We start from the raw sequence: 21457 nt of genomic DNA, 5'->3' as shown, positions 1-21457 counted from the left end.
GGATGCCGATGGCAGACTGAGAGCATGGCAGACACCGCTCTCGGAGAGCATCGCTACGCACTCACCTCGACGTGGACCGGCAACGCCGGGACGGGGACGAGCGGGTACCGCGACTATCGTCGCGATGTCACGCTCGAAGTGCAGGGCAAGCCCCAGATCCTCGCGTCGAGCGACAAACCTTTCCGCGGCGATCCCTCACGATGGAACCCGGAGGATCTGCTGCTGGCGTCGCTTTCGGAATGCCACCTGCTCTCCTACCTGCACGCGTGCGTCACGGCCGGAGTGGTCGTCGTCTCCTACCGCGACACCGCCTCCGGGCTGATGCGAGAAGACGGACGTGGGGGAGGAGCGTTCGTCGAGGTCATGCTGCGGCCCGAGGTGGTCGTCGCCGACGAGTCCATGGTCGAGGCGGCGGAGCGGGCGCACGCGCAGGCAGGCGAATGGTGCTTCATCGCGAACTCGATGAATTTCCCGGTTCGGCATGAGGCCACGGTGACCGTCGAGCGCTAGCGCCGGGCTCCCGAGCCTGTCGAAGGGTCGTCAGCGGCGCTCGTGCGGAAGAGCCTGCTTGATCTTCTCGATCGTGCCCTGTGCCGGGGCCTCGTTGTAAGCACCCGCGAGCTCCTGTCCCGAGAGCGCATGGATGGCGGCCATGATCTCATCCGTCGCCAGGCGTCGCGCCTTGCCGCTGCTCGCGGGGCCGTGCGGTGCGAGGTTCAGCGGAGCGCCGAACTTCACCGTGATGCGCTCGTTGAGCGTCGGCATCTTCGCGCCGACCGGCATGACCTTGTCGGTGCCGATGAGGCCGACGGGAACCACCGGGGCGCCCGTCTGCAGGGCGAGGAAGGCGACGCCGGTGCGGCCCTTGTAGAGGCGTCCGTCGGTCGAGCGCGTGCCTTCAGGATAGAGCGCGACCGCGAGACCCTCGTCGAGCAGCTGACGCTGGAGGTCGAGGGCGTCCAATGCCGCCTGGCCGGCGCCGCGCCGCACCGGAATCGCGCCGATCGACTCGAAGAACGTCTTGCTCAGCCATCCCTTGGCGCCGGTGCCCTCGAAGTAGCTCGACTTCGCGAGGAAGTGCACGGGCCGGGGAGCAGCGACGGGGATCGCGATGGAGTCGATGAACGACAGGTGATTGCTCGCGAAGATCACCGGGCCGTCGAGCGGCACGAGGTTGCGGCCTTCGATCCGCGGCCGGTAGACGAGGCGGGCCAGCGGGCTGATCAGACTGCGTCCGAGTCGGTACGTGAACCCTGCGTGACGCGGCTTCGCGGTCTCTGCAGGCGACGGCTCGGGCTCCACGGACTGCTCAGAGGTCATTCGGAAAGGCTACTCCGCCGCGCATGCCTCGTCCGGAATGCGACCCGGGCAGTCGCGCCGTTCAGCACGAACCTAGCCGGATGAGAGAGTATGGGGTGTCCCCGTCCGTGAATCCGAGGTCTTCCACTGTGCGTATCCGATCGCTGAGCATCCTGTCCACTGTCGCGGTAGCGACTCTCCTGCTGGCGGGGTGCTCCGGCTCGACGACCCCGGACTCCACTCCGAGCGCCTCCGCCGATGCCGCCGCAGACCTCTGCTCGGTCGCCGCTGAGCCAGGCGACGTCTCCGACGGCGTGACCGTCGACGGCAGCGTCGGCGCGGTGTCGAACGCCACGTTCGACCTCGGCCCGAGCATCGACGCGATCCAGCGCACGGTGGTGACCGAGGGCGACGGCGACAAGATCGCCGAGGGCGACTACGTGCGATATGCGCTCAGCGCCTTCGACGCGACGACCGGCGAGCGGCTCGGCGACGCCGGTTACGCGGCCGACGACATGCTCCCGAACGCCGTGACGGCTGATTCCCCGCTGGGGCAGATCCTCGGCTGCGCGACCATCGGCACCCGCCTCTCGGTAGCGCTTCCCGGCTCCGACACCTCGAACCCGTCGATCTACATCGTCGACGTTCTGGGCGTCACTCCTCTGGCGGCCTGGGGTGCGGAACAGCCCGCCGTCGAGGGAATGCCCGAGGTCACCCTCGCCGATGACGGTCAGCCGAGCGTCGAGCTTCCCGACGGCGACGCTCCGACCGAGCTGAAGATGTCTGTCCTGAAGGAGGGTGACGGCCCGGCCGTCACCGCGGGTGACACGACCCTCCTGCAGTACTACGGCGTCAGCTGGGACACGCAGAAGAACTTCGACTCCTCGTGGAAGAACGGCGCGCCGATCTCGATCGACGGCAACACCTACGTTCCGGGCTTCATCCAGGCGCTCGAAGGACAGAAGGTCGGCTCTCAGATCCTCGTGGTCATTCCGCCGTCGCTGGGCTACGGCGAGGGCGAGATCAACGAGAGCGACCTCAAGGGTCAGACCCTGGTCTTCGTGATCGACATCCTCGCGAACCAGAAGGCCGTCGCACCGCAGCAGTGAGGGAGAGCCGAGGGCGTGTCATAGGCTGGCGGCATGCGTCGCATCATCGTCCTCGGCTCCACCGGCTCCATCGGCACGCAGGCTCTCGACGTCATCCGCGCCAACCCGCGCCGGTTCGAGCTGGTCGGCCTCGCAGCAGGCACGAATGCGGAGCTGCTGGCCGAGCAGGCCGAGCAGTTCCGCGTCGCGGACACGGCCCTCGGGGCGACGGATGCCGAGCAGCTGGTGCGAGACGTCGAAGCCGATGTCGTTCTCAACGCCATCACCGGATCGATCGGCCTCGGGGCCACTCTCGCCGCGCTGAATGCGGGCCGGACGCTCGCCCTCGCGAACAAGGAGTCGCTGATCGTCGGCGGATCCCTCGTGCAGGCCGCTGCGGCTCCCGGGCAGATCGTGCCGGTCGACTCCGAGCATTCCGCCCTGGCCCAGGCTCTGCGCAGCGGCACGCATGACGAGGTCCGCCGGCTGGTCGTCACGGCATCCGGTGGGCCCTTCCGTGGCCGCTCTCGCTCAGAGATGCGCGACATCACCCCGCAGGAGGCTCTCGCGCACCCGACCTGGGATATGGGGCGCGTGGTCACGACGAACTCGGCCACCCTCGTGAACAAGGGACTCGAAGTGATCGAGGCGCACCTGCTGTTCGACATCGACTACGACGACATCGACGTCGTGGTGCACCCGCAGTCGATCGTGCACTCGATGGTCGAGTTCATCGACGGCTCGACCATCGCACAGGCATCGCCGCCCGATATGCGGCTGCCGATCTCGCTCGGGCTGGACTGGCCGAACCGCGTGGGCGGGGTCGGCCGCCCGCTGGACTGGACCAAGGCGACGTCGTGGACCTTCGAGCCGCTCGACGAAGAGGCGTTCCCCGCCGTCGCACTCGCCAAGGCGGTCGGGCGTGCGGGAGCGACCTTCCCTGCGGTCTACAACGCCGCGAACGAGCAGGCCGTAGACGCATTCCATGAAGGACGGCTGTCGTTCCTCGGCATCACGGACACGATCGCCCGGGTGGTCGATGCGCACGAGCCGCCGGCTGCGCTGACCGTGGAATCGCTCGCCGAGGCCGAAGGCTGGGCGCGCCGCAAGGCGGATGCCCTGATCGCGGCATCGGCCTGACACGCCGATCCGGCCCGGCCGGTTCAGTCCTCGGGCGGGTACGGAACCGGCCAGCGCGGCTCCGGCACGGGCCAGCCGGCAGCCTTCAGCGCCCGGCGCGCGAGTTCGCGCGCGGAGTACGGAGTGCGGACCCCGCGGATATCGCGATAGTCCTGATGCCCGGGACCCGCCCAGAGGATCGCGTCGCCTTCGCCGACAAGGCTCACCGCGGCCACTATCGCCTTCTCCGGCGGGGAGTACTCGTGGATCTCGGCATCCGGCCGCGCTCTGCGCGCACCTTCGACCAGGGTCGCCCTGATGGAGTCGGGGTCCTCGAAGCGCGGGTGGTGATCGGTCACCACGAGGATGTCGCTGCCCTGTACGGCCGTCCGTGCCATGTCGAAGCGCTTGCTCGCATCGCGGTCGCCGTCGGCGCCGAACAGCATGAGCACCCGGCCGGGCGTGACCCGGCGAACGGCGGCGAGGGTCTTCTCGAAGGCATCCGGGGAGTGCCCGAAATCGACGAAGACAGCAGGCCCCTTCTCGCCGGAGACGAGCTGGGTGCGACCGGGCAGGTACGCGCGGATTCCGCCGTCGCGCTCGAGCGCCTCGACGATGCGGTGCCAGTCGTATCCGCCCTCGAGCAGCATGACGATCGCAAGCGCGGCGTTGGCGGCCATGTGCGGACCGATCACGGGCACGGTCGTGGTGAGGGAGCCCGCAGGACCCGTCATCGTGAATGTCGTCCCCGCTGCACGCTCGTCGTCGATGGTCACAACCCAGTCGGCGCGGGCTGCCGCTTCGGCGTCGGCCGCGATCGATGGGGTTCCGACGGTGACCACGGGAATCTCCGCGCGCTCGACGACCGTCGCGCCCGAGGGGGAGTCGAGGCAGACGACGCCGCGGCGGGCCCGATCCGGACGGAACAGCGGAAGCTTCGCCTCGAAGTACTCCTCCATGTCGGCGTAGTCGTCGAGGTGGTCGTGGCTGAGATTCGTGAAGCCGGCGACGTCGAACAGGATGCCGTCGACGCGGTGCCGTGAGAGCGCCTGCGCGCTGACCTCGACGGCCACGGCCTCGACGTCGCGCTCGCGCATGAGGGCGAGCAGCGCGTGCATCTCGGAGGCTTCGGGAGTCGTCAGTCGCGAGACGATGATCTCTCCGGCGATGTGCCTCTCGGCGGTGGAGGACAATCCGGTGACGACACCGATCTGGTCGAGCACGCCCTCGAGCAGGTGCGAGACGCTGGTCTTGCCGTTCGTGCCGGTGGTGGCGAACAGAAGGGGCAGGTCGTCGTCGGCCCCCGTGCCGTACACCCAGGCGCTGAGCGCGCCGAGAACTCCGCGCGGATCGTCGACCACCACGATCGGGAGGCCTGCGGGCTCGGCGATCTCGGCACCGGCCACATCGGTGATGATCGCGACCGCGCCCTTCTCGGCGGCGGTCATCGCGAACTCCGCGCCATGACGGTTCACGCCCTGGATCGCGACGAACGCCTCGCCCGGGCGGAGATCGGCGGTGGCGAGGGTGATCCCCGACAGGGCGATTCCGGCCAGTTCGCCGAGGACGTCGCGGGCGAATCTGGAGGCGAGTTCGGACAGCTCACGCCGGGGCGGGTTCGCGGGGCGGAGCACGGGAGGCAGGCTCGGTTGTTGTTCAATCGACATGTCAGATCCATGTTCTCACGCCGAGGCGGGATGAACCGTTCGGCACGGCGTCCGCCCCCGCGTCTGACGAGCGGGGGCGGACGCCGGTGTCAGGCCCGACGCCGATAGGCGAGCACGGCGACCACGAGCGCGGCGAGGCCCGCGACGAGGCCCGCGCCTCCAAGAACCGGGCCCAGCGGATCGGCGGCAGGTGAGGAGGCGGATGACGCGGCATCCGCCTCGCCGTGCGCGTCTCCGTGCTCTTCGCCGGTCGCGGGGGAGACGGTGACCACCGGGGCCGGGTTGTCGAGCTCGTGCGGGTCCTCGCCGTCCTTCGCGAGCTGGGTCCACTCGGTGCTTCCCTCGACGCACGTCTGCACGACCGGGAAGGCCAGTGTCTCGGGCGTGTCCTCATCGAGGCCGATCGACATGCTCACGGCTCCTCGCAGATCGATGGGCACAGGGCTCACGGCGGTGTATGTCACGGCACTGACGAGGCCGTCGTCGCCGCGCTCGACAGCGATGGACCAGTCGCTGTCCATCGTCGGCGCGACCGAGGCGAGACCCTCGGGCATGGTGATCCGCAATGACGTGGTCGGCGACGACTCGCAGCCGTGCGAGAAGGCGAAGGTGAGCACGCCGTGCTCGCCCGCAGCGATCTCATCGGGGCTGACGGTGACGTGCGCGCTTGCTGCGAGAGGCGCGGCGACGGCGATGAGGGAGCCTCCGAAGAGGCCGAGGACGAGCTTGGTGGTGGAACGCATGATGAGTACTCCTTGATTGCAATGGATGCGGGCGCGCGAAACAGCGCGAGGACCCGCGGAGAAGAGCGCCGGCCAGAGCCGACGCGTTGCGATCAGGAGAAGAGCGGAGGACCGCGCCGGGAGACGGTGCCGTCGAGCGCCGTCTCGACGAGCGGACGCCGGTGCGACACGAGTGCTGCGGGCCGGCGGTGATCTGCAGGAACCGGGCTCTCGTCGAGACGCACGAGCGCGAGAACCCACGCGGCGATCGTCCGGGCGAGCGACTCGCCGTGCCAGATCAGAGCGATCGTCGCGACGGCGGCGAGTACGTGCCCGGCGATCATGGCGAGGTCGGGGAGCGCGGCGACCGAAACCGGCCCCAGGGGGAGGAGGTCGTGATGGTGCCCGAACGGGACGGCAGAGCCGGTCGGCGCTCCCAGCAGCTGGAAGATCACATGGAACGCCGCCTGGCTGACGAGCACTGTGAGGGCGACCCTGGGCTTCGACACGCGGGCGCCGATCAGCAGCGTGGCGAGGGGAATCAGCAGGACGGTGACGGCCAGGACCAGGAGCGGATGCGGAGCGGCACCGCCGGCGAAGGTGTGGGAGAGGGCGGCCAGCACTGTGGCTGCAGAAGACGCCGATGCTGCGCGCAGTAGTCGCAGCTGGCGGGTCGTCACGAAACCAGCCTATTCGGTGTGGGCGGATTCCTAGGCCGGGGCCACTAGCGTTGGCGTGTGGAAACACTGCTCTATGTGGGCGGCATCCTGTTCATGCTCATCGGCCTCGGCTTGTCGATCGGGCTGCACGAGGTCGGCCACCTCCTCCCTGCCAAGGTGTTCGGCGTGCGCGTCGGCCAGTACATGATCGGCTTCGGCCCGCGGCTGTGGTCAAAGCGGATCGGCGAGACCGAGTACGGATTCAAGCTGCTGCCGTTGGGCGGGTTCATCTCGATGTCGGGCATGTATCCCGCGTCGACCACTGCCGGGCCCGCGAAGGGCATCTTCCGGGCGCTGGTGCAGGACGCCCGCACTGCGAACGACGAGACCATCGCGGACGGCGAGGAGCACCGGGTCTTCTACCGGCTGCCGGTGTGGAAGCGCGTCGTCGTGATGCTCGGCGGGCCGGTGATGAACCTGATCCTCGCGACTGTGATCTTCACCGTGCTCGTGTCGGGCATCGGCGTGCAGCAGGGCACCACGACCATCGCCTCGGTCAGCGAGTGCGTGCTTCCCGCCGGTTCGACGGCGACCGAGTGCTCGGCGGATGATCCCGAGTCCCCTGCAGCCGAGGCCGGAATCCGGCCTGGGGACGTCCTCGTCTCCATCGACGGCACCGCGGTGTCGACGTTCGCCGAGGCGACGGCCATCGTGCAGGCGTCGCCGGGGAAGGATCTCGAGGTCGTCGTGAAGCGCGACGGAGCCGAGAAGACGCTCATCGTCACGCCGATCGCCGCCGAGCGCAGCATCACGGACGCGAGCGGGCGCCCGATCGTCGACGACAAGGGTGTGCAGGTCGTGCGGACCGTCGGCTACGTCGGCATGGGCGCGCAGATGGGCTTCGTGCAGCAGCCGCTGACGGCGGGACCGCAGATGACGGGAGACAGCGTCGTGCGTGTCGCCTCGCTGATCGTGAATCTCCCGGTGAAGCTGTGGGATGTCGGGGTGTCCCTGGTCACCGGCGGTGAGCGCGATCCCGACGGGCCGCTGAGCGTGGTCGGCGTCGGACGGATCGCGGGGGAGGTGGCGGCGACCGACGCGCCGATCCTGAACCGATTCTCGGTGCTGCTCGGCCTGCTGGGCTCGCTGAACATCGCGCTGTTCGTGTTCAACATGATCCCGCTGCTCCCGCTCGACGGCGGCCACATCGTCGTCGCGCTGTGGGACGGGATCAAGCGCGCGTGGGCGAAGATCTTCCGCCGTCCGCCCCCCGCGCCCGTCGACGCCACCAAGCTGGTGCCGCTGACCGTGGTCGTGGCGACACTGCTCATCGCGATGGGCGCGCTCCTGCTGGTGGCCGACCTGTTCAACCCCGTGAACATCCTCGGCGGCTGAGTGCCCTTCGCGCGGGTGCGTCACTCCTCGCTCACGAACCGCGAAGCGAGAGGAAACGCCGGGTTCAGGCGAGAGCGTGGGCCGCGAGGCGCTCCAGGGTGCGGATGCCGTCGCGCGACAGGATCGACTCGAGGTGTCCCTGCACGGAGGCGAAGCGCTCGCCGCGGAGTGCATACACGTCGCCGGTCGCGGCATCCGCCGACACCTCCGCATCGCCGACGGCCGCCGTGCCAGGCGCGACTCGTGCGGTGAAGGTGTTGTAGAAGCCGATCGACGCGTCCTCGCCGAACAGGGGGACCGCCTTCTGCAGTCCCTGGTGCGGGGCGGCCAGCGGGGCGAGCTCGATGCCGAGGCGATCGGCGAGGATCTGGTGGCTGAGGCACACCGCGAGCAGCGGGGCGCCGGCATCCAGCCGTCGCGCGACGACCTCCCGCATCCGTGCGATCCGGGTGTTCTCCTCGTCGCGAGGGTCGCCGGGGCCGGGGCCGGCGACCACGAGATCGGCGGCGTCGACCATGGGATCCGTCACATCGCTCCACGCCGAGATCGTGACCTCGAGGCCGAGGTGGCGCAGCTGGTGCGCGAGCATCGTCGTGAACCGGTCCTCGGCGTCGACGACCAGGGCCGAGCGGCCCGTGAACGGGCCGGCGAAGTCCTCGCCCTGCGGGTTGAGCCAGAAGTCCGCGAGCCGCGCGTTGCGCGAGGCGAGGAGCGCTGCCACCGTCGCGTCGTCGGCGAGAGACCGGGGGACTGCCGGAGCATCGGCGTCGCCATCGGCCTCGGCGACGCGCTCGCGCTCGACGGCGCCGATGGCCCCGAGTACGCCTGCGGCCTTGCCATGGGTCTCGCTGACCTCGCCATACGGGTCGGAGTGCCGCACGAGCGTCGCGCCGACGGGTACGCTCAGCGCGCCCTCCTTCAGGTAGACGGTGCGGATGAGGATCGGGGCGTCGAGGTCGTGCCCGCCCTCGTCGTTCGGCGTGAACAGGGCTGCGACGCCGGAGTAGTACCCGCGGGGCTTCGTCTCATGGCGACGGATCACGGCGCAGGCGTTCTGCATGGGGGAGCCGGTGACGGTCGGGGCGAACATGGTCTCGCGCAGGATGTCGCGGGGATCGAGTCGGCTGCGACCGCGCAGCATGTACTCGGTGTGCGTGAGGCGCGACATCTCCTTGAGGTGCGGACCGGTGATGCGTCCGCCGTCCGAGCAGACGGCGCTCATCATCTTGAGCTCCTCGTCGACGACCATGAACAGCTCCTCGGTCTCCTTGGTGGAGGAGAGGAACTCGACGAGCGTCTCCTTCGTCGCGCCGCCGGCCGGGTGGCGGAAGGTGCCGGAGATGGGGTTCATCGTGACGATTCCCTCGCGGGCGACGACATGCGCCTCGGGGCTCGCGCCCACGGCGACGTGACCCGGGGTGAAGACGGCGAACGTCCAGTAGGCGCCCCGCTCATGCGTGAGCAGCGCGCGGAACCAGGTGAGCGCGGCGGTGCGGTCGTCGACGTCGATGTTCGCAGTGAAATCGCGGCGGATGACGAAGTTGGCTCCCTCGCCGTGGCCGATCTCGTCGGCGATCACGCGCTCGACGATCGCGGCGTACTCCTCGTCGGCGATGTCGAATCCGGCGTCGCTCAGGGGCACGGCATCCGTCGGCAGCGCGTCGACGAGCTGAGCCGTCGGAAGATGCAGATGCTCGTCGACGACGATGCACCGCAAGGGGGCGCCGTCGTCCTGCGCGACGAAGCCGCGCTCGCGCACCTGACGATAGGGGACGAGCGCGAAGACCTCTCGGGGAACCCCGTCGATCGCGAGCGGGATGTCGGCGAGGAGATCCACATCGATGACGTCGCCGGAGAGCAGCTCGACGGTGTCCGCACCGTCGCGCGCGATCAGCACGAAGGATGCCGCCGGGTCGGCGCTGAGCTCGGCGAGGCGTGAGAGGGTCATCGATGTCTCCTGTGCGAGGGAAGAGGCGCGGCTCAGACGAAAAAACCGCCCCGTAAGGCGGTCTGGATTCGTGGGAACGCGAACACACCGCCTAGGAGGCGGGCCACCAGGTGAGGTTCGCGGACATGTGGTGAAAACTATCACACCGCGGGCGCCGGTTCCCGGCTCGTGACGTGGTGCGGTCATCCAGCCCTCGTGCATCCTGGCGGCGTAGGCTTGTGGGGTGCCAGCAGTGAACCTTGGGATGCCGAAGATCCCCGAAGTCCTCGCCCCTCGTCGCAAGTCTCGTCAGATCAGGGTGGGCAAAGTGCTCGTCGGGGGAGACGCGCCTGTCAGCGTGCAGTCCATGACCACGACGAAGACGACGGACATCAACGGCACGCTTCAGCAGATCGCCGAGCTCACGGCATCCGGCTGCGAGATCGTGCGCGTGGCCGTCCCGTCGCAGGATGACGCCGACGTGCTGCACATCATCGCGAAGAAGAGCCAGATCCCGGTGATCGCCGACATCCACTTCCAGCCGAAGTACGTCTTCCAGGCGATCGACGCGGGGTGTGCGGCTGTTCGAGTGAACCCGGGCAACATCCGCAAGTTCGACGACCAGGTCGGCGCTATCGCGAAGGCCGCGAAGGATGCAGGCGTCTCGCTGCGCATCGGCGTCAACGCCGGTTCGCTCGATGCGCGCCTGCTGCAGAAGTACGGCAAGGCCACCCCGGAGGCTCTCGTCGAGAGCGCCGTGTGGGAGGCCTCGCTGTTCGAGGAGCACGACTTCCACGACTTCAAGATCTCGGTCAAGCACAACGACCCGATCGTGATGGTGAAGGCATACCGTCAGCTGGCAGAGCGGGGAGACTGGCCTCTGCACCTCGGAGTCACCGAGGCCGGCCCTGCCTTCCAGGGCACGATCAAGAGCGCCACTGCGTTCGGCATCCTGCTGGGCGAGGGGATCGGCGACACCATCCGCGTCTCCCTCTCCGCGCCGCCGGCCGAAGAGGTCAAGGTCGGCCACCAGATCCTGCAGTCGCTGAACCTTCGTGAGCGCAAGCTCGAGATCGTCTCGTGCCCGTCGTGCGGTCGCGCCCAGGTCGACGTGTACACGCTGGCCGAAGACGTCACCGAGGGTCTGAAGGACATGACGGTTCCGCTGCGCGTCGCCGTCATGGGCTGCGTCGTGAACGGGCCCGGCGAGGCGCGCGAAGCCGACCTCGGCGTGGCTTCCGGCAACGGCAAGGGCCAGATCTTCGTCAAGGGCGAGGTCATCAAGACGGTGCCGGAGGCCGACATCGTCGCCACGCTCATCGAAGAGGCGAACCGCATCGCGGCCGAGCTCGGGCCGGACGCTCCGCTCGGGACGGCGCAGGTCGTCACTGCATGACGACGATCACCGTCGATGGGCTCGGCGAGCGTCATCTCGTCGCCGAGCGTGCGACCCTCACGGCTCGGGTGGCGATCGCGCACGCGAATCGTGACCGGTCGATGGATCTGGGTGCGGCTGTGCACTCGCAGCTCGCGGGCAGCGCTGTGCGTCTGCGCGAGGCAGCGGCGGCGACTTGGCACTCGATCGACGTGCTGACGACCAATGCCCGTGTCTGGACCGACAAGGACGGTAACAAGCATCAGGACCACGTCACGAGCGGGAGCGTCCGCATCAAGCTCGCGCGTCTCGATCTCGTCGCTGATGTCGTCGCGGAGCTGAGCGCGATCGGCGCCAGTGTGTCGACCGACTGGACTCTCACGGATGCGACGCGGCAGCGTACGATTCGCGAGCTGCGCATCGTCGCGGTTCAGGATGCTCAGGCGAAGGCGGATGACTTCGCGGCTGCTCTGGGGACGTCTGTCGACCGGGTCGCGACGCTGCGCGAATCCGGCGGCCCGGCGATGCCCGCTGCTCGCGGCGCTGCAGGAGGAGCACGCGACGAGCTGACCATCCCCGAGATCACCGTCCGCGTCGCGGTGGTCGCCGAGTTCGACACCCACTGACCACAGCATCACACGTGAGGAGACGATGATATCCGCACCCGCAGTACCCGCCCTTGTCCAGGTTCTGGTCGATGCGATCAACGCGGCCGACACAGAGGCGTTCGTCGCCGCGTTCACTCCCGACGGATTCGTCAGCGATTGGGGCAGGGTCAAGTCAGGCCCGGAGGGCGTCCGCAGCTGGGCCTTGAGCGACGCGATCGGAGCCGGCGCGCATATGACCGTGCTCTCTGCCGAGACCGATGGCGATACGGCGCGCATCCGCTTCGGCTGGTCAAGCCGGGTCTTCAATGGCGAATCCGACGGCATCTTCGTCGTCGAAGGCGACAAGCTCGCCAGCTTCACGATCCCTCCTGCTCATTGAGCGGGCCGTTTCCGTTCGTTCATCCAGGAGTCCCATGTCATCGCCCACTCTCGTGACCTTCGCAGCCGGAGCTGTCGACGGATCGGGTACCGTCACCCGCGTGGAGCCGTTGACGGACGGCAGCGTGATCGTCGTCGACGCGACGCCGTTCCATCCGGTCGATCACACCTGGCCCGACCAGCCGGGTGACTCCGGGACCATCTCTGTCGACGGCGCGAGCGCGAGCGTCTCGGAAGCCGTGATGGCGGCTGTCAGCGACGAGGGAGTCTTCGCCGTCGGCGCGGACATCCCCGTCAAGCGGGGTGCCGAGGGGTGGACCTGGCTCGTCGCCCACCGCCTCACCGGCGAGATTCCGGAATGGCTCGTCCCCGGCGCATCCGTCGCGCTCTCCGTGGACGAGGAATCACGCTCAGGCCTCAGCCGTGGTCATACCGCGTGCCACCTCGCGTCGCTGGCACTCGATCTCGCGGTCGCGGATCTCTGGCGCAAGGACCCGGGCGCGGATGCTCTCGGCAATCCCGACTTCGAGGGACGCGCGAATCAGACGAGCCGCATCCATGAGGACGGTGCGGTCGACGAATACCGGCTCGGCAAGAGCCTGCGCCGGGCCGGATTCGACACCGAGACCTTCGCGGCGACACTGACCGAGCGCGAGGCGTCGATCAATGCGCAGCTGGCCACCTGGGTGGCATCCGGCGCGGCAAGCCGCATCGTCACCGAGGGACCCACGATCATCGACCGCCGCACGTGGGTGTGCGAGCTGCCCGAGGGCACGGCGGAGATCCTCTGCGGCGGCACCCACGTGGAGTCGCTCGCTGAGTTCGCCTCCATCTCCGTCGCCCTGGACCTGAGCGATCCTCAGCTGCTCGTCATGACGACGACTGCGGTGCCTGCCTGATCCGACTCAGCGGACGAAGCCGTCCTGGACACGTCCCCCAGCGCGATTGAGCTCTTCTTCCACTCTGGTCGCGAACAGGCCGTAGTCGCCATCGAGCAGCGGTCGACTGAGGCCGAGCGCACGCTCGGTACTCATGGAACGCAGTCGGCGGGGCCACCATTTCCCTGTCGCGATCCAGCGACCGGCGCGTAGGAGCATGAGCTCCGCAGTTCTCTGGAACAACAGGGACGCAATGACCTGTCGCTCGAACGGATCGGTGGCATCACGAAGGTCATCCAGAGCATCCGCGACCATGTAACGCCGAAACGCCGATTCGTGATCAGAGAGAGCTGGACCGGCATCGAGTACCGCGGTCCACGCGCGTCTTAACTCGGCGAGCCTCCCGTCGTCGCAGACCGCGATGCCTTCGACGAGCATGGTTGCGATCACTGGTCTATGGTCGGCCACACCTCTTGCGGCCCATTCGTCGAAGCCGTTCGCGGTATATGCGAAGACTTCGAACACCTCGCCTTCGAAGACGTGCGTCGCAGCCTCGCTCGTCTTGTGCTCATCCTCGAACAACGCGTCTCCGAGCAGGAGCAGGTCGATGTCGCTGGTCGTGGTCCGCTCTCCGCGCGCCGTGCTCCCCGCGACGACAGCCACCGATGCTCGCGGATACCTGGCGGCGATGAATCTCTCGGTGACGTCGGCGTACTGCATGCCGGGAGCTTACGCGGAGCCGTCCGCGGCCAGGGCATCATCCAGGATGCGGTCGACCCAAGGATCGCGTGAGAGCACTGCGAGCTCTGTCCGCGTGAACCATCCGACCTCCACTAGTTCACCGTCGGCGAACGAGAATCGGGCATCGTCAGGGAGGTGGCACTCGTAGGCGACGCTGATGTAGCTCACGCGGTCGCCGTTCGGGTACTCGACGATGAAGTCATCTCCTCCATAAGCGCCGATCATACGGCCGACCGCGGGTGCGACGCCGATCTCCTCAAGTACCTCTCGGGCGACGGCCGCTGCTGGCTCCTCGCCGGGGTCGATGGCACCACCGATGGTTCCCCACCGGGCCGACTCGAGCTGTCTGGCCAGGAGGAATCGGTCTCCGTTGCGGATCACTGCCGTCACGCCAGGAAGAAGCAGAAGATCATGTCCGACGCGAGCGCGGAGGTTGCTGACGTACGCAGAGACGGCCATGCGCCGAGCTTACGAGCTGGCACCTCCGAGCATGCGCAGCGCCTCGCGCAGCATCCGCTGTCCCTGCGCTTCGAAATCGGCGTCGCCGATCTGGAAGGCGTAGGCGGCGGTTCCGACGGCCTCGCGCAGTTGCTCGATGGGCCACTGCGGGGCATCCCGCGGGTCTGGGCCGTAGCCCTCGATGAAGGCGTCCGCGAGGTCCGGCCGGTCGCGCCACTGCTGGCCGGCCAAGTGGCAGAGATCCGTGCATGCCGGACGATAGGCGAAGCGCCCGAAGTCGATGACGCGCAGTGTGCCCTGATCGATCAGCCAGTTGCGGGGCTGCCAGTCGCCGTGCGTCGGGACGACGTGCGCGGCGCTGCCGCGTTGGTCCGCGAGGAGTCGTCGAACGTCGTTCTCGACTGTGCGCTGGATGCGGTGCGGGCCGTCGAGCCACGCCAGCGTGCGCTCGGTGACCCTTTCTTCGTAGTCGGGATCGACGTGCGTGTCACCTGAATGCAGCAGAGCAAGCGCGGCGCCGGCCTGTCGATGGACGTCGGGATCGTGTTCGGATTCCGATCCTGCCACCAGCATTCCCGGCAGACGATCGAGGACCAGGACGCGTGCGCTGCGGTCTGCATGTCGCAGGGGCGCGGCAAGCCCTCGGGCGATCAGGCTCGCGGTCGCCCCGTCGTGCGCATCGATCTCCCGACCCAGGTGATGGTTCGTCGGTCCGCCTGCTTTGACGATCAGGTCAGCGCCGTCCGCGCGAACATGTAGCACAGTGGAGTCGACGATGCCCCACGACAGATCCGCCACCATCTCGGGAGAGTGCAGCCATCCGCTCACGAGCTCCGCCTGCCGGGAGCTGAGCAGGCCGCAGTCCCAGCGTGTCACGTGGTCAATTCCACCTGTCCCTCGGAGATGTCCACGCGCTGCACCGTCACGCGGACGGACGTGCCGGGCGTCGTTCCGGCGGGGACGGGAGCGGATGCCGTCACCGCGGGGTCCGCGATCTGCACCGTGGCGCGATCGCCGTGCACCGCGATCACGGTCGCATCGATCGTGGCGCCGACGAACGGCGTGAGCAGCGCGGCCTCCACGCAGTTCACGGTCGCGGAGTCGAGCCGGGAAGCGCGCTGCGCGGACTCCTGCATCAGAGCGGGCAGCTCATTCAGCGATTCGCGCGCCCAGGCCGGGATCTTCTCGCCCTGTGAGATCGCCAGGCAGATCGCCAGCGACCACCTGTCCACGAGCCGACGCAGGGGAGCGGTCGCGTGCGCGTAGGGCGCGCCGATCGCAGCCTGCATCGCGTCCGCAGGCGTGGTCCCGTCGAACACGACGTAGCCCGCGCCCCGGAACAGCGAGGCCGCGGCCTCGAGGATCGGGAGCGTGAGCGGATCCTCACGGTCGAGCGCGCGCAGGTAGTCGCCGTATCGCCCCGTCGTCCAGGGACGCCCGAGTGCTTCGGTCTGGTGACGGAACGTCTCGAACGACTTCTCGTCCGGTTGCGGCATCGTGCGCAGCACGCCGACCTTCGCTTCGAGCATGAGCGAGGCCGCGGCCATCCCCGTCATCAGCGACAGCTGCGCGTTCCAGTCCTCGACGGCGAGCGGGCTGCGGCGCTCGATGGCGTACGTGCCGTCCGCCGCCCGCACCACCTCCTCGTCCGGCAGGTTGAGGCTGGCTCCTCCGCGCATCCGCTCCTGTTCGATGCGCAGCGCGCCGATCACGGGGAGGAGCGAGGCGGGGCTGTCCTCGCCTCGGTCGAGGGATGCCTGCGTCGCGACATAATCGAGTTTCGCGCGCGACCTGATCAGCGCCCGCTCCAGGCGGAATGCCGACACCGCGCCCGCCGAATCCAGATCGAACGTCCAGACGAGCGCGGGACGGTCGATATCGGGAAGCAGTGAGGCCTTGTCTTCGCTGAGCACTTTCGGATGCAGGGGGACGGTGCCGTCCGCCGCGTACAGGGTCTGCCCGCGGCGGCGGGCCTCGGCGTCCACAGCCCCACCGGGTGCGACGAACGAAGGGACATCGGCGATCGCGTAGCGAACAGTGAAGCCGTCTCCGTTCCGCTCGAGGTGGAAGGCCTGATCGAGGTCCATGGACCCGGCGGGATCGAGTGTGGCGAAGGGAACGGCTCGCAGATCGAGACCCGGCTCAGGGGCGGTCGCGTTCTCGGCTTCGGCGAGGACATCAGGCGAGAATTCCTGCGGCGCGTCGAGTTCTTCGCGCAGAGCCGACAGGGCCGCGGCGAGTTCCGTCTGGGTAGCGGACGGGGCGACATGTGATCGACGCTGAGGCATGTCCCCACCCTAAGCCGAGCCGGTGCCGAGCCGCGGTACGGGGCCGCCGCTCGCGGCCGGACTATGCTTCGGGTCATGGCGGCGAACGAGGGGGTCGCGGTGCCGAGAGCACGCGCACGCAGGCAGGGCGTCGTCACCGGCGCCGTCGGCATGATCGGGATGAGCCTTGGCACGCTGATCGTGTCTGTGCTGCTCGGCGGATTCTCGTGGTCGTCGCTGCAAACGCTCGTGCCTCAGGTGGATACGCTCGTCTGGGCCCTGATCGTGGCATTCGCTCTGCCGTTCGTCGGAGCGGCCGACCTGCGATTCGCGATCGCTGCTGTGGCCCTGGGTCTCGTGGTCGCCGTGGTCTCGGCAGTCGCGCAGTTCGGCGGGATGGGTGACATCCTTTTCGTCGTCTCTGGCTGGAAGATGCTGACGCTCGGGTGCGCCGCGATGCTCGGCGCGACGGCAGGCGTGATCGACGCTCGTCGGCCGCAGCCCGTGGCGCACGCGGCGGAGGCAGCCCTGGTCGGTGGTGCAGCCGGGGCATCCGTCGGCGCCGGAACCGCCGGCGTCGGGGAGGACGTCGTTCCGGGCGGCCGGGACCGTGGGGTATCGATCGCCGTGCTGCTGGCGCTCGTCGCCGGCGCAGCCCTCGTGTTCGCTCTTCCTCTGGGATGGTTCGGGGTGTATTTCTCGATCTGGGAGGCCGCCGACCCTCCTACGAGCGACGAGGTGACACGCTACGAGTGGACCGCCGCGTTGATGCTGGTGGCGTTCGTGGCGGCCGTCGTCCTAGCCGTCATCCGTCGCCGAAGGGGACTCATCATCGTCTCGGCGGTGGCTCTCCTTCTCGGCATCGCCGCCGCATTCGTGTTCCAGGTGCCGAGGGGGCGATTCGTGCCAGTCCCCGCGCCGGTGGTCCACGAGGACCATCCGGTCTGCTTCGGAACGACGGGGGACTGCCCCGGCGGCTGATGCGGTGGTTCGACGACGAACTCCTCGTTCCCGTGCGAGACCGACCTCCGGCGCACGGGGCTCACGCAGAGAACGGGAGGTCACGGGCAAGGAACGACCTCGCGCATGACCGGAAGCCGCCCTCGACGGCCGGAGAGTGACTAGCGTTGAGGCCATGACCACTGCCGCTAAAGCTCAGACCCTGATCGACCTCTACGGTGCCCCCGAGATCCTCCGCGTCGTCAATGTGTGGGACGTCGTCGGCGCGCGCGCCGTCGCCGCACTTCCCGAGACGAAGGCCATCGCGACGGCAGGCCACGGCATCGCCGCGTCGTTCGGCTACGCCGACGGCAGCACGCCCCGCGACGTCATGATCGACATGGTCGGTCGCATCGCGGCATCCGTCGGCGTGCCCGTCACCGCCGACCTCGACGACGGCTACGGCGACGCGGGGGAGACCACCCGCCTCGCCATTGCCGCGGGTGTCGTCGGCGCCAACGTCGAGGACCGGCTCAAGCCGCTCGCCGAATCCATCGCGACCGTCGAGGCCATCGTGAAGGCGGCGGAAGCCGAAGGCGTGCCCTTCGCCCTCAACGCGCGCACCGATGCGTTCGTCCGGGGCGGCGGCCGTCCCGTCGAGGAGAGCGTCGCCGATGCGATCCAGCGCGGGCGGGCGTTTCTTGATGCAGGAGCCACCGCGGTCTTCGTGCCCGGCATCCTCGACGCGAACAGCACGCGTCAGCTCGTCGAGGGGATCGGCGAGCGGAAGGTGAGCGTCATCGGTCTTCCGGGCGCGCTGTCGGCCGCTGCCTACGAGGAGCTCGGAGTCGCCCGCATCTCCTACGGACCGCTCCCGCAGCGCGTCGCACTGACCGCTCTGCAGGAGCTCGCGTCCGACCTGTATGCGACGGGCACGATCCCTGAGGGGCTTCCGGCCCTGAACTGATCGCGAGAAATCGGGTGACCACGGGCAACTAGAATCGTCCCGTGGTCACTCGTCTTTCGAACTTCTTCCTCCGCACGCTCCGCGAAGACCCGGCAGGCGCCGAGGTCGCCAGCCACCGGCTGCTGATCCGCGCCGGATACATCCGGCCGCAGGCGGCGGGCATCTTCGCGTGGCTGCCGCTGGGGCTGCGGGTCAAGGCGAAGATCGAGACCGTCATCCGTGAAGAGATGGCCGCCGCAGGTGCACAGGAGGTGCACTTCCCGGCCCTCATGCCCCGTGAGGCGTACGAAGCCACCGGGCGCTGGGACGAGTACGGCGACCTGCTCTTCCGTCTGCAGGACCGCAAGGGCGGCGACTACCTCCTCGCGCCGACGCATGAAGAGGCCTTCACGATGCTCGTGAAGGATCTGTATTCGTCGTACAAGGACCTGCCTCTGACGATCTTCCAGATCCAGGACAAGTACCGCGACGAGGCGCGCCCCCGTGCAGGCCTGCTCCGAGGCCGCGAGTTCACGATGAAGGACGCGTACTCCTTCGATTCCTCGGATGCCGGGCTCGACGCCAGCTACCAGGCGCAGCGCGACGCTTACGAGCGCATCTTCCAGCGGCTCGGCCTCGAGTACGCGATCGTGCAGGCGGATGCCGGTGCGATGGGCGGGTCGCGGAGCGAGGAGTTCCTGCACCCGACTCCCGTGGGCGAGGACACGTTCGTGCGCAGCGCTGGCGGCTATGCGGCGAACGTCGAGGCGTTCACGACGGCGGTGCCCGACGCGATCCCGTTCGACGCCGACGCGGCACCCGTGATCTTCGACTCGCCGAACACTCCCACGATCGACACGCTCGTCGCGCACTGCAACGCGAACCTCGACGGCGAGTTCACGGCCGCCGACACGCTCAAGAACGTCGTCCTCGCACTGACCCACCTCGACGGCACTCGCGAACTCGTCGTGGTCGGGATCCCCGGCGACCGCGAGGTCGACGAGAAGCGCGCCGAGGTGGCATTCGCGCCCGCCGAGGTGGAGACCGCGACGGCGGACGACTTCGAGAAGAACCCGCTGCTCGTCAAGGGCTACATCGGCCCCTGGTCGCCGACGGGCGCCATCCTCGGCGAGGAGTCCGCCACCGGCATCCGCTACCTGGTCGACCCCCGCGTCAGCGAGGGCACGAGCTGGATCACCGGCGCGAACATGGACCAGAAGCACGCGCATTCGGTGGTCGCAGGGCGCGATTTCGCGGCCGACGGCATCGTCGAGATCGCGAACGTGCGCGAGGGCGACCCCGCACCCGACGGGTCCGGCCCCGTCGAGCTCGCACGCGGCATGGAGATCGGCCATGTCTTCCAGCTCGGCCGCAAGTACGCCGAGGCACTCGGCCTCAAGGTCCTGGACGAGAACGGCAAGCTCGTCACGGTGACGATGGGCTCCTACGGCATCGGCGTCACCCGCATCCTCGCGATCATCGCCGAGCTGAACAACGACGACAAGGGCCTCATCTGGCCGGCATCCGTCGCGCCTTTCGATGTGCAGGTGGTCGCCGCCGGTCGCGACCAGGTCGCGTTCGACGTCGCAGCGGACATCTCGGCGCAGCTCGAGTCCGCAGGCCTCGACGTGCTCTACGACGACCGTCCCAAGGTATCGCCGGGTGTCAAGTTCGGCGATGCCGAGCTCGTCGGCGTGCCGAAGATCGTCATCGTCGGGCGTGGCGCGGCCGACGGGCAGGTCGAGCTCTGGGATCGCAGCACGGGGGAGCGCGACGCCATCTCCGTCGCCGATGCGATCGCGCGTCTCGCGCAGCGTTGACCTGGACGCTCTCGCCGCCGGCCGCCGAAATCGACCGTCGGCGGCCGGCGGCGTTGCGGGACGGCTACGGCGCCGGGAGCGTGACACGCTGGACGCATGACCGAGGAACCGCTGCCGGCGGCGCTCAGCGCCGAGATCAATCGAGTCCTGGACGACGCGGGGGTCCACGCCGATCGCCGGCTGGTGATGCGGATGCTGCGAACAGCCGTTCTCCTCGGCGAAGACGGGACGAGCCGCCTCGACCTGAAGATCGCCTCGGCCGCTCTCGCCGAGATGCGCGACGCCTTCCGGCTTTTCGCCCCCTACGAGGGCATCCCGAAGGTCACGGTGTTCGGGTCTGCGCGCACGCGTCACGACGACCCGCTCTATGTGCAGGCGCGTGACGTCGCGGCCGCTCTGGCTGCCGACGGCTGGATGGTCGTGACCGGAGCCGGTCCGGGGATCATGCAGGCGGCCGCTGAGGGAGCGGGCCCCGCGCTCTCGCTCGGCGTCTCGATCCGCCTGCCGTTCGAAGAGAAGGCCAACGCCGTCGTCGAGGCATCCGACCACGTCGTCGCGATGAAGTACTTCTTCACCCGCAAGCTCATGCTCATGAAGGAGTCCCGCGGCTTCATCTGCCTTCCCGGCGGATTCGGAACCCTGGACGAGATGTTCGAGCTGCTGACCCTCCAGCAGACGGGCAAGGCCGAGCCGATGCCCATCGTGCTGCTCGACGAGCAGGACGGCCGGTTCTGGAAGGGACTCAAGCGCTTCATCGAAGAAGACCTCGCTCCGACCGGCGTGATCTCGGACGGCGATTTCGACCGGGTCGTGATCACAGACTCCATCGAGGCGGCGACGGCGGAGATCACCGGCTTCTGGCGGAATTACGATTCCCTGCGCTGGGTCGGCCAGACGCTTGTGCTGCGACTCAAGGCGGAGCCGACGGATGCTGAGATCGATGACTTGAACGAGCGGTTCGGCAGGATGCTGCTCTCCGGCCGCATCGAACGCAGCGAACCGCTCGCGCCCGAGGTCGGCGATCTTGATCAGCTCGATCTCCCGCGGCTGGCCCTGCACTTCGACCAGTGGCAGGTCGGGAACCTGTTCCGGCTCATCGGCGCGATCAACGCACTGCCGTCCGCCTCCCGGTAGGCATCGGTTCAGCACCCGTTCACCGCGGCGTCATCT

At 68.6% G+C, this 21457-nt stretch carries 21 protein-coding genes; 12 read left to right on the top strand and 9 right to left on the bottom strand.

Annotated elements, in window-relative coordinates; translation table 11 throughout:
* Positions 1-24 precede the first annotated feature (24 nt).
* The gene (locus RS84_RS16700) at positions 25-510 is read left to right on the top strand and encodes an OsmC family protein (RefSeq protein ID WP_045258866.1); all 486 of its coding nucleotides are present in this window, start codon (positions 25-27) and stop codon (positions 508-510) included.
* 30 nt (positions 511-540) lie between these two features.
* On the opposite strand, the gene RS84_RS16695 is transcribed toward RS84_RS16700, so the two are convergent.
* Positions 541-1320, bottom strand: coding sequence for a lysophospholipid acyltransferase family protein (locus RS84_RS16695; RefSeq protein ID WP_045258865.1), 780 nt, complete (start codon positions 1318-1320; stop codon positions 541-543).
* A gap of 128 nt (positions 1321-1448) precedes the next feature.
* Here RS84_RS16695 and RS84_RS16690 point away from each other — a divergent pair, with 128 nt between their 5' ends.
* Positions 1449-2408, top strand: a complete 960-nt coding sequence (locus RS84_RS16690) for an FKBP-type peptidyl-prolyl cis-trans isomerase (RefSeq protein WP_045258864.1) — start codon at positions 1449-1451, stop codon at positions 2406-2408.
* A gap of 33 nt (positions 2409-2441) precedes the next feature.
* Complete coding sequence (dxr, locus tag RS84_RS16685; RefSeq protein WP_045258863.1) at positions 2442-3527, top strand: 1-deoxy-D-xylulose-5-phosphate reductoisomerase; 1086 nt, start codon at positions 2442-2444, stop codon at positions 3525-3527.
* 23 nt (positions 3528-3550) lie between these two features.
* Here the strand turns inward: dxr and RS84_RS16680 are convergent, their stop codons facing one another.
* The 3 genes from RS84_RS16680 to RS84_RS16670 form a co-directional block, all read right to left on the bottom strand.
* A complete protein-coding gene (locus RS84_RS16680) occupies positions 3551-5173 on the bottom strand; it encodes a Mur ligase family protein (protein WP_045258862.1) in 1623 nt (540 codons plus the stop codon).
* Positions 5174-5262: 89 nt separating this feature from the next.
* A complete protein-coding gene (locus RS84_RS16675; protein ID WP_045258861.1) occupies positions 5263-5916 on the bottom strand; it encodes a YcnI family protein in 654 nt (217 codons plus the stop codon).
* A 92-nt stretch (positions 5917-6008) separates the two neighbouring features.
* On the bottom strand, positions 6009-6575 hold the full coding sequence (locus RS84_RS16670; RefSeq protein ID WP_045258860.1) for a hypothetical protein: 567 nt from the start codon (positions 6573-6575) through the stop codon (positions 6009-6011).
* Between the two features lie 57 nt (positions 6576-6632).
* Here RS84_RS16670 and RS84_RS16665 point away from each other — a divergent pair, with 57 nt between their 5' ends.
* Positions 6633-7949: a M50 family metallopeptidase gene (locus tag RS84_RS16665; protein WP_152641863.1), complete on the top strand. Its 1317-nt coding sequence runs from the start codon at positions 6633-6635 to the stop codon at positions 7947-7949.
* 64 nt (positions 7950-8013) lie between these two features.
* Here the strand turns inward: RS84_RS16665 and RS84_RS16660 are convergent, their stop codons facing one another.
* Entirely contained in the window at positions 8014-9897 is a 1884-nt protein-coding gene (locus RS84_RS16660) for a chorismate-binding protein (protein WP_045258859.1), read from the bottom strand.
* A 244-nt stretch (positions 9898-10141) separates the two neighbouring features.
* On the opposite strand from RS84_RS16660, the gene ispG reads away from it, so the two are divergent.
* From ispG to RS84_RS16640, 4 genes are read left to right on the top strand one after another with little or no spacing between them, the layout of a single operon-like run.
* Positions 10142-11272 (top strand): flavodoxin-dependent (E)-4-hydroxy-3-methylbut-2-enyl-diphosphate synthase, encoded by a 1131-nt coding sequence (ispG, locus tag RS84_RS16655; protein WP_045258858.1) that lies wholly within the window; start codon positions 10142-10144, stop codon positions 11270-11272.
* On the top strand, positions 11269-11877 hold the full coding sequence (locus RS84_RS16650; RefSeq protein ID WP_045258857.1) for an SIMPL domain-containing protein: 609 nt from the start codon (positions 11269-11271) through the stop codon (positions 11875-11877). Before ispG ends, RS84_RS16650 begins: the two co-directional genes overlap by 4 nt.
* A 25-nt stretch (positions 11878-11902) precedes the next feature.
* Entirely contained in the window at positions 11903-12238 is a 336-nt protein-coding gene (locus tag RS84_RS16645) for a nuclear transport factor 2 family protein (protein WP_045258856.1), read from the top strand.
* 34 nt (positions 12239-12272) lie between these two features.
* Complete coding sequence (locus RS84_RS16640; RefSeq protein WP_045258855.1) at positions 12273-13136, top strand: hypothetical protein; 864 nt, start codon at positions 12273-12275, stop codon at positions 13134-13136.
* Between the two features lie 6 nt (positions 13137-13142).
* On the opposite strand, the gene RS84_RS18800 is transcribed toward RS84_RS16640, so the two are convergent.
* From RS84_RS18800 to RS84_RS16620, 4 genes are read right to left on the bottom strand one after another with little or no spacing between them, the layout of a single operon-like run.
* Entirely contained in the window at positions 13143-13835 is a 693-nt protein-coding gene (locus RS84_RS18800; protein WP_052676414.1) for a nucleotidyltransferase domain-containing protein, read from the bottom strand.
* Positions 13836-13844: 9 nt separating this feature from the next.
* Positions 13845-14315, bottom strand: a complete 471-nt coding sequence (locus tag RS84_RS16630; protein ID WP_045258854.1) for an NUDIX domain-containing protein — start codon at positions 14313-14315, stop codon at positions 13845-13847.
* A 9-nt stretch (positions 14316-14324) separates the two neighbouring features.
* Complete coding sequence (locus tag RS84_RS16625) at positions 14325-15191, bottom strand: phosphotransferase family protein (protein WP_045258853.1); 867 nt, start codon at positions 15189-15191, stop codon at positions 14325-14327.
* Positions 15188-16603 (bottom strand): RNB domain-containing ribonuclease, encoded by a 1416-nt coding sequence (locus RS84_RS16620; protein WP_045258852.1) that lies wholly within the window; start codon positions 16601-16603, stop codon positions 15188-15190. The genes RS84_RS16625 and RS84_RS16620 overlap by 4 nt, the downstream gene beginning before the upstream one ends.
* 75 nt (positions 16604-16678) lie before the next feature.
* On the opposite strand from RS84_RS16620, the gene RS84_RS16615 reads away from it, so the two are divergent.
* The 4 genes from RS84_RS16615 (at position 16679) to RS84_RS16600 (ending at position 21421) form a co-directional block, all read left to right on the top strand.
* Positions 16679-17563, top strand: coding sequence for a hypothetical protein (locus tag RS84_RS16615; protein ID WP_152641862.1), 885 nt, complete (start codon positions 16679-16681; stop codon positions 17561-17563).
* A 154-nt stretch (positions 17564-17717) separates the two neighbouring features.
* Entirely contained in the window at positions 17718-18488 is a 771-nt protein-coding gene (locus tag RS84_RS16610) for an isocitrate lyase/PEP mutase family protein (protein WP_045258850.1), read from the top strand.
* Between the two features lie 41 nt (positions 18489-18529).
* Positions 18530-20287, top strand: a complete 1758-nt coding sequence (locus RS84_RS16605) for a proline--tRNA ligase (protein WP_045258849.1) — start codon at positions 18530-18532, stop codon at positions 20285-20287.
* A gap of 96 nt (positions 20288-20383) precedes the next feature.
* Positions 20384-21421, top strand: coding sequence for a TIGR00730 family Rossman fold protein (locus RS84_RS16600; RefSeq protein WP_045258848.1), 1038 nt, complete (start codon positions 20384-20386; stop codon positions 21419-21421).
* Positions 21422-21457 lie beyond the last annotated feature (36 nt).

Origin of the sequence: Microbacterium hydrocarbonoxydans (assembly GCF_000956475.1) — a bacterium.
In the GTDB taxonomy this organism is placed as follows: domain Bacteria; phylum Actinomycetota; class Actinomycetes; order Actinomycetales; family Microbacteriaceae; genus Microbacterium; species Microbacterium hydrocarbonoxydans_A.
Note: the sequence above shows the minus strand (reverse complement) of the source record. Positions and strands in the feature narration are given on the sequence as shown.

Coding starts and splice junctions, on each gene's coding strand:
- RS84_RS16620 (WP_045258852.1), bottom strand. CDS start 16,603: ATGCCTCAGCGTCGATCACATGTCGCCCCGTCCGCTACCCAGACGGAA.
- RS84_RS16675 (WP_045258861.1), bottom strand. CDS start 5,916: ATGCGTTCCACCACCAAGCTCGTCCTCGGCCTCTTCGGAGGCTCCCTC.
- RS84_RS16660 (WP_045258859.1), bottom strand. CDS start 9,897: ATGACCCTCTCACGCCTCGCCGAGCTCAGCGCCGACCCGGCGGCATCC.
- RS84_RS18800 (WP_052676414.1), bottom strand. CDS start 13,835: ATGCAGTACGCCGACGTCACCGAGAGATTCATCGCCGCCAGGTATCCG.
- RS84_RS16600 (WP_045258848.1), top strand. CDS start 20,384: ATGACCGAGGAACCGCTGCCGGCGGCGCTCAGCGCCGAGATCAATCGA.
- dxr (WP_045258863.1), top strand. CDS start 2,442: ATGCGTCGCATCATCGTCCTCGGCTCCACCGGCTCCATCGGCACGCAG.
- RS84_RS16615 (WP_152641862.1), top strand. CDS start 16,679: ATGGCGGCGAACGAGGGGGTCGCGGTGCCGAGAGCACGCGCACGCAGG.
- RS84_RS16680 (WP_045258862.1), bottom strand. CDS start 5,173: ATGTCGATTGAACAACAACCGAGCCTGCCTCCCGTGCTCCGCCCCGCG.
- RS84_RS16640 (WP_045258855.1), top strand. CDS start 12,273: ATGTCATCGCCCACTCTCGTGACCTTCGCAGCCGGAGCTGTCGACGGA.
- RS84_RS16700 (WP_045258866.1), top strand. CDS start 25: ATGGCAGACACCGCTCTCGGAGAGCATCGCTACGCACTCACCTCGACG.
- RS84_RS16695 (WP_045258865.1), bottom strand. CDS start 1,320: ATGACCTCTGAGCAGTCCGTGGAGCCCGAGCCGTCGCCTGCAGAGACC.
- RS84_RS16630 (WP_045258854.1), bottom strand. CDS start 14,315: ATGGCCGTCTCTGCGTACGTCAGCAACCTCCGCGCTCGCGTCGGACAT.
- RS84_RS16645 (WP_045258856.1), top strand. CDS start 11,903: ATGATATCCGCACCCGCAGTACCCGCCCTTGTCCAGGTTCTGGTCGAT.
- RS84_RS16610 (WP_045258850.1), top strand. CDS start 17,718: ATGACCACTGCCGCTAAAGCTCAGACCCTGATCGACCTCTACGGTGCC.
- RS84_RS16650 (WP_045258857.1), top strand. CDS start 11,269: ATGACGACGATCACCGTCGATGGGCTCGGCGAGCGTCATCTCGTCGCC.
- ispG (WP_045258858.1), top strand. CDS start 10,142: ATGCCGAAGATCCCCGAAGTCCTCGCCCCTCGTCGCAAGTCTCGTCAG.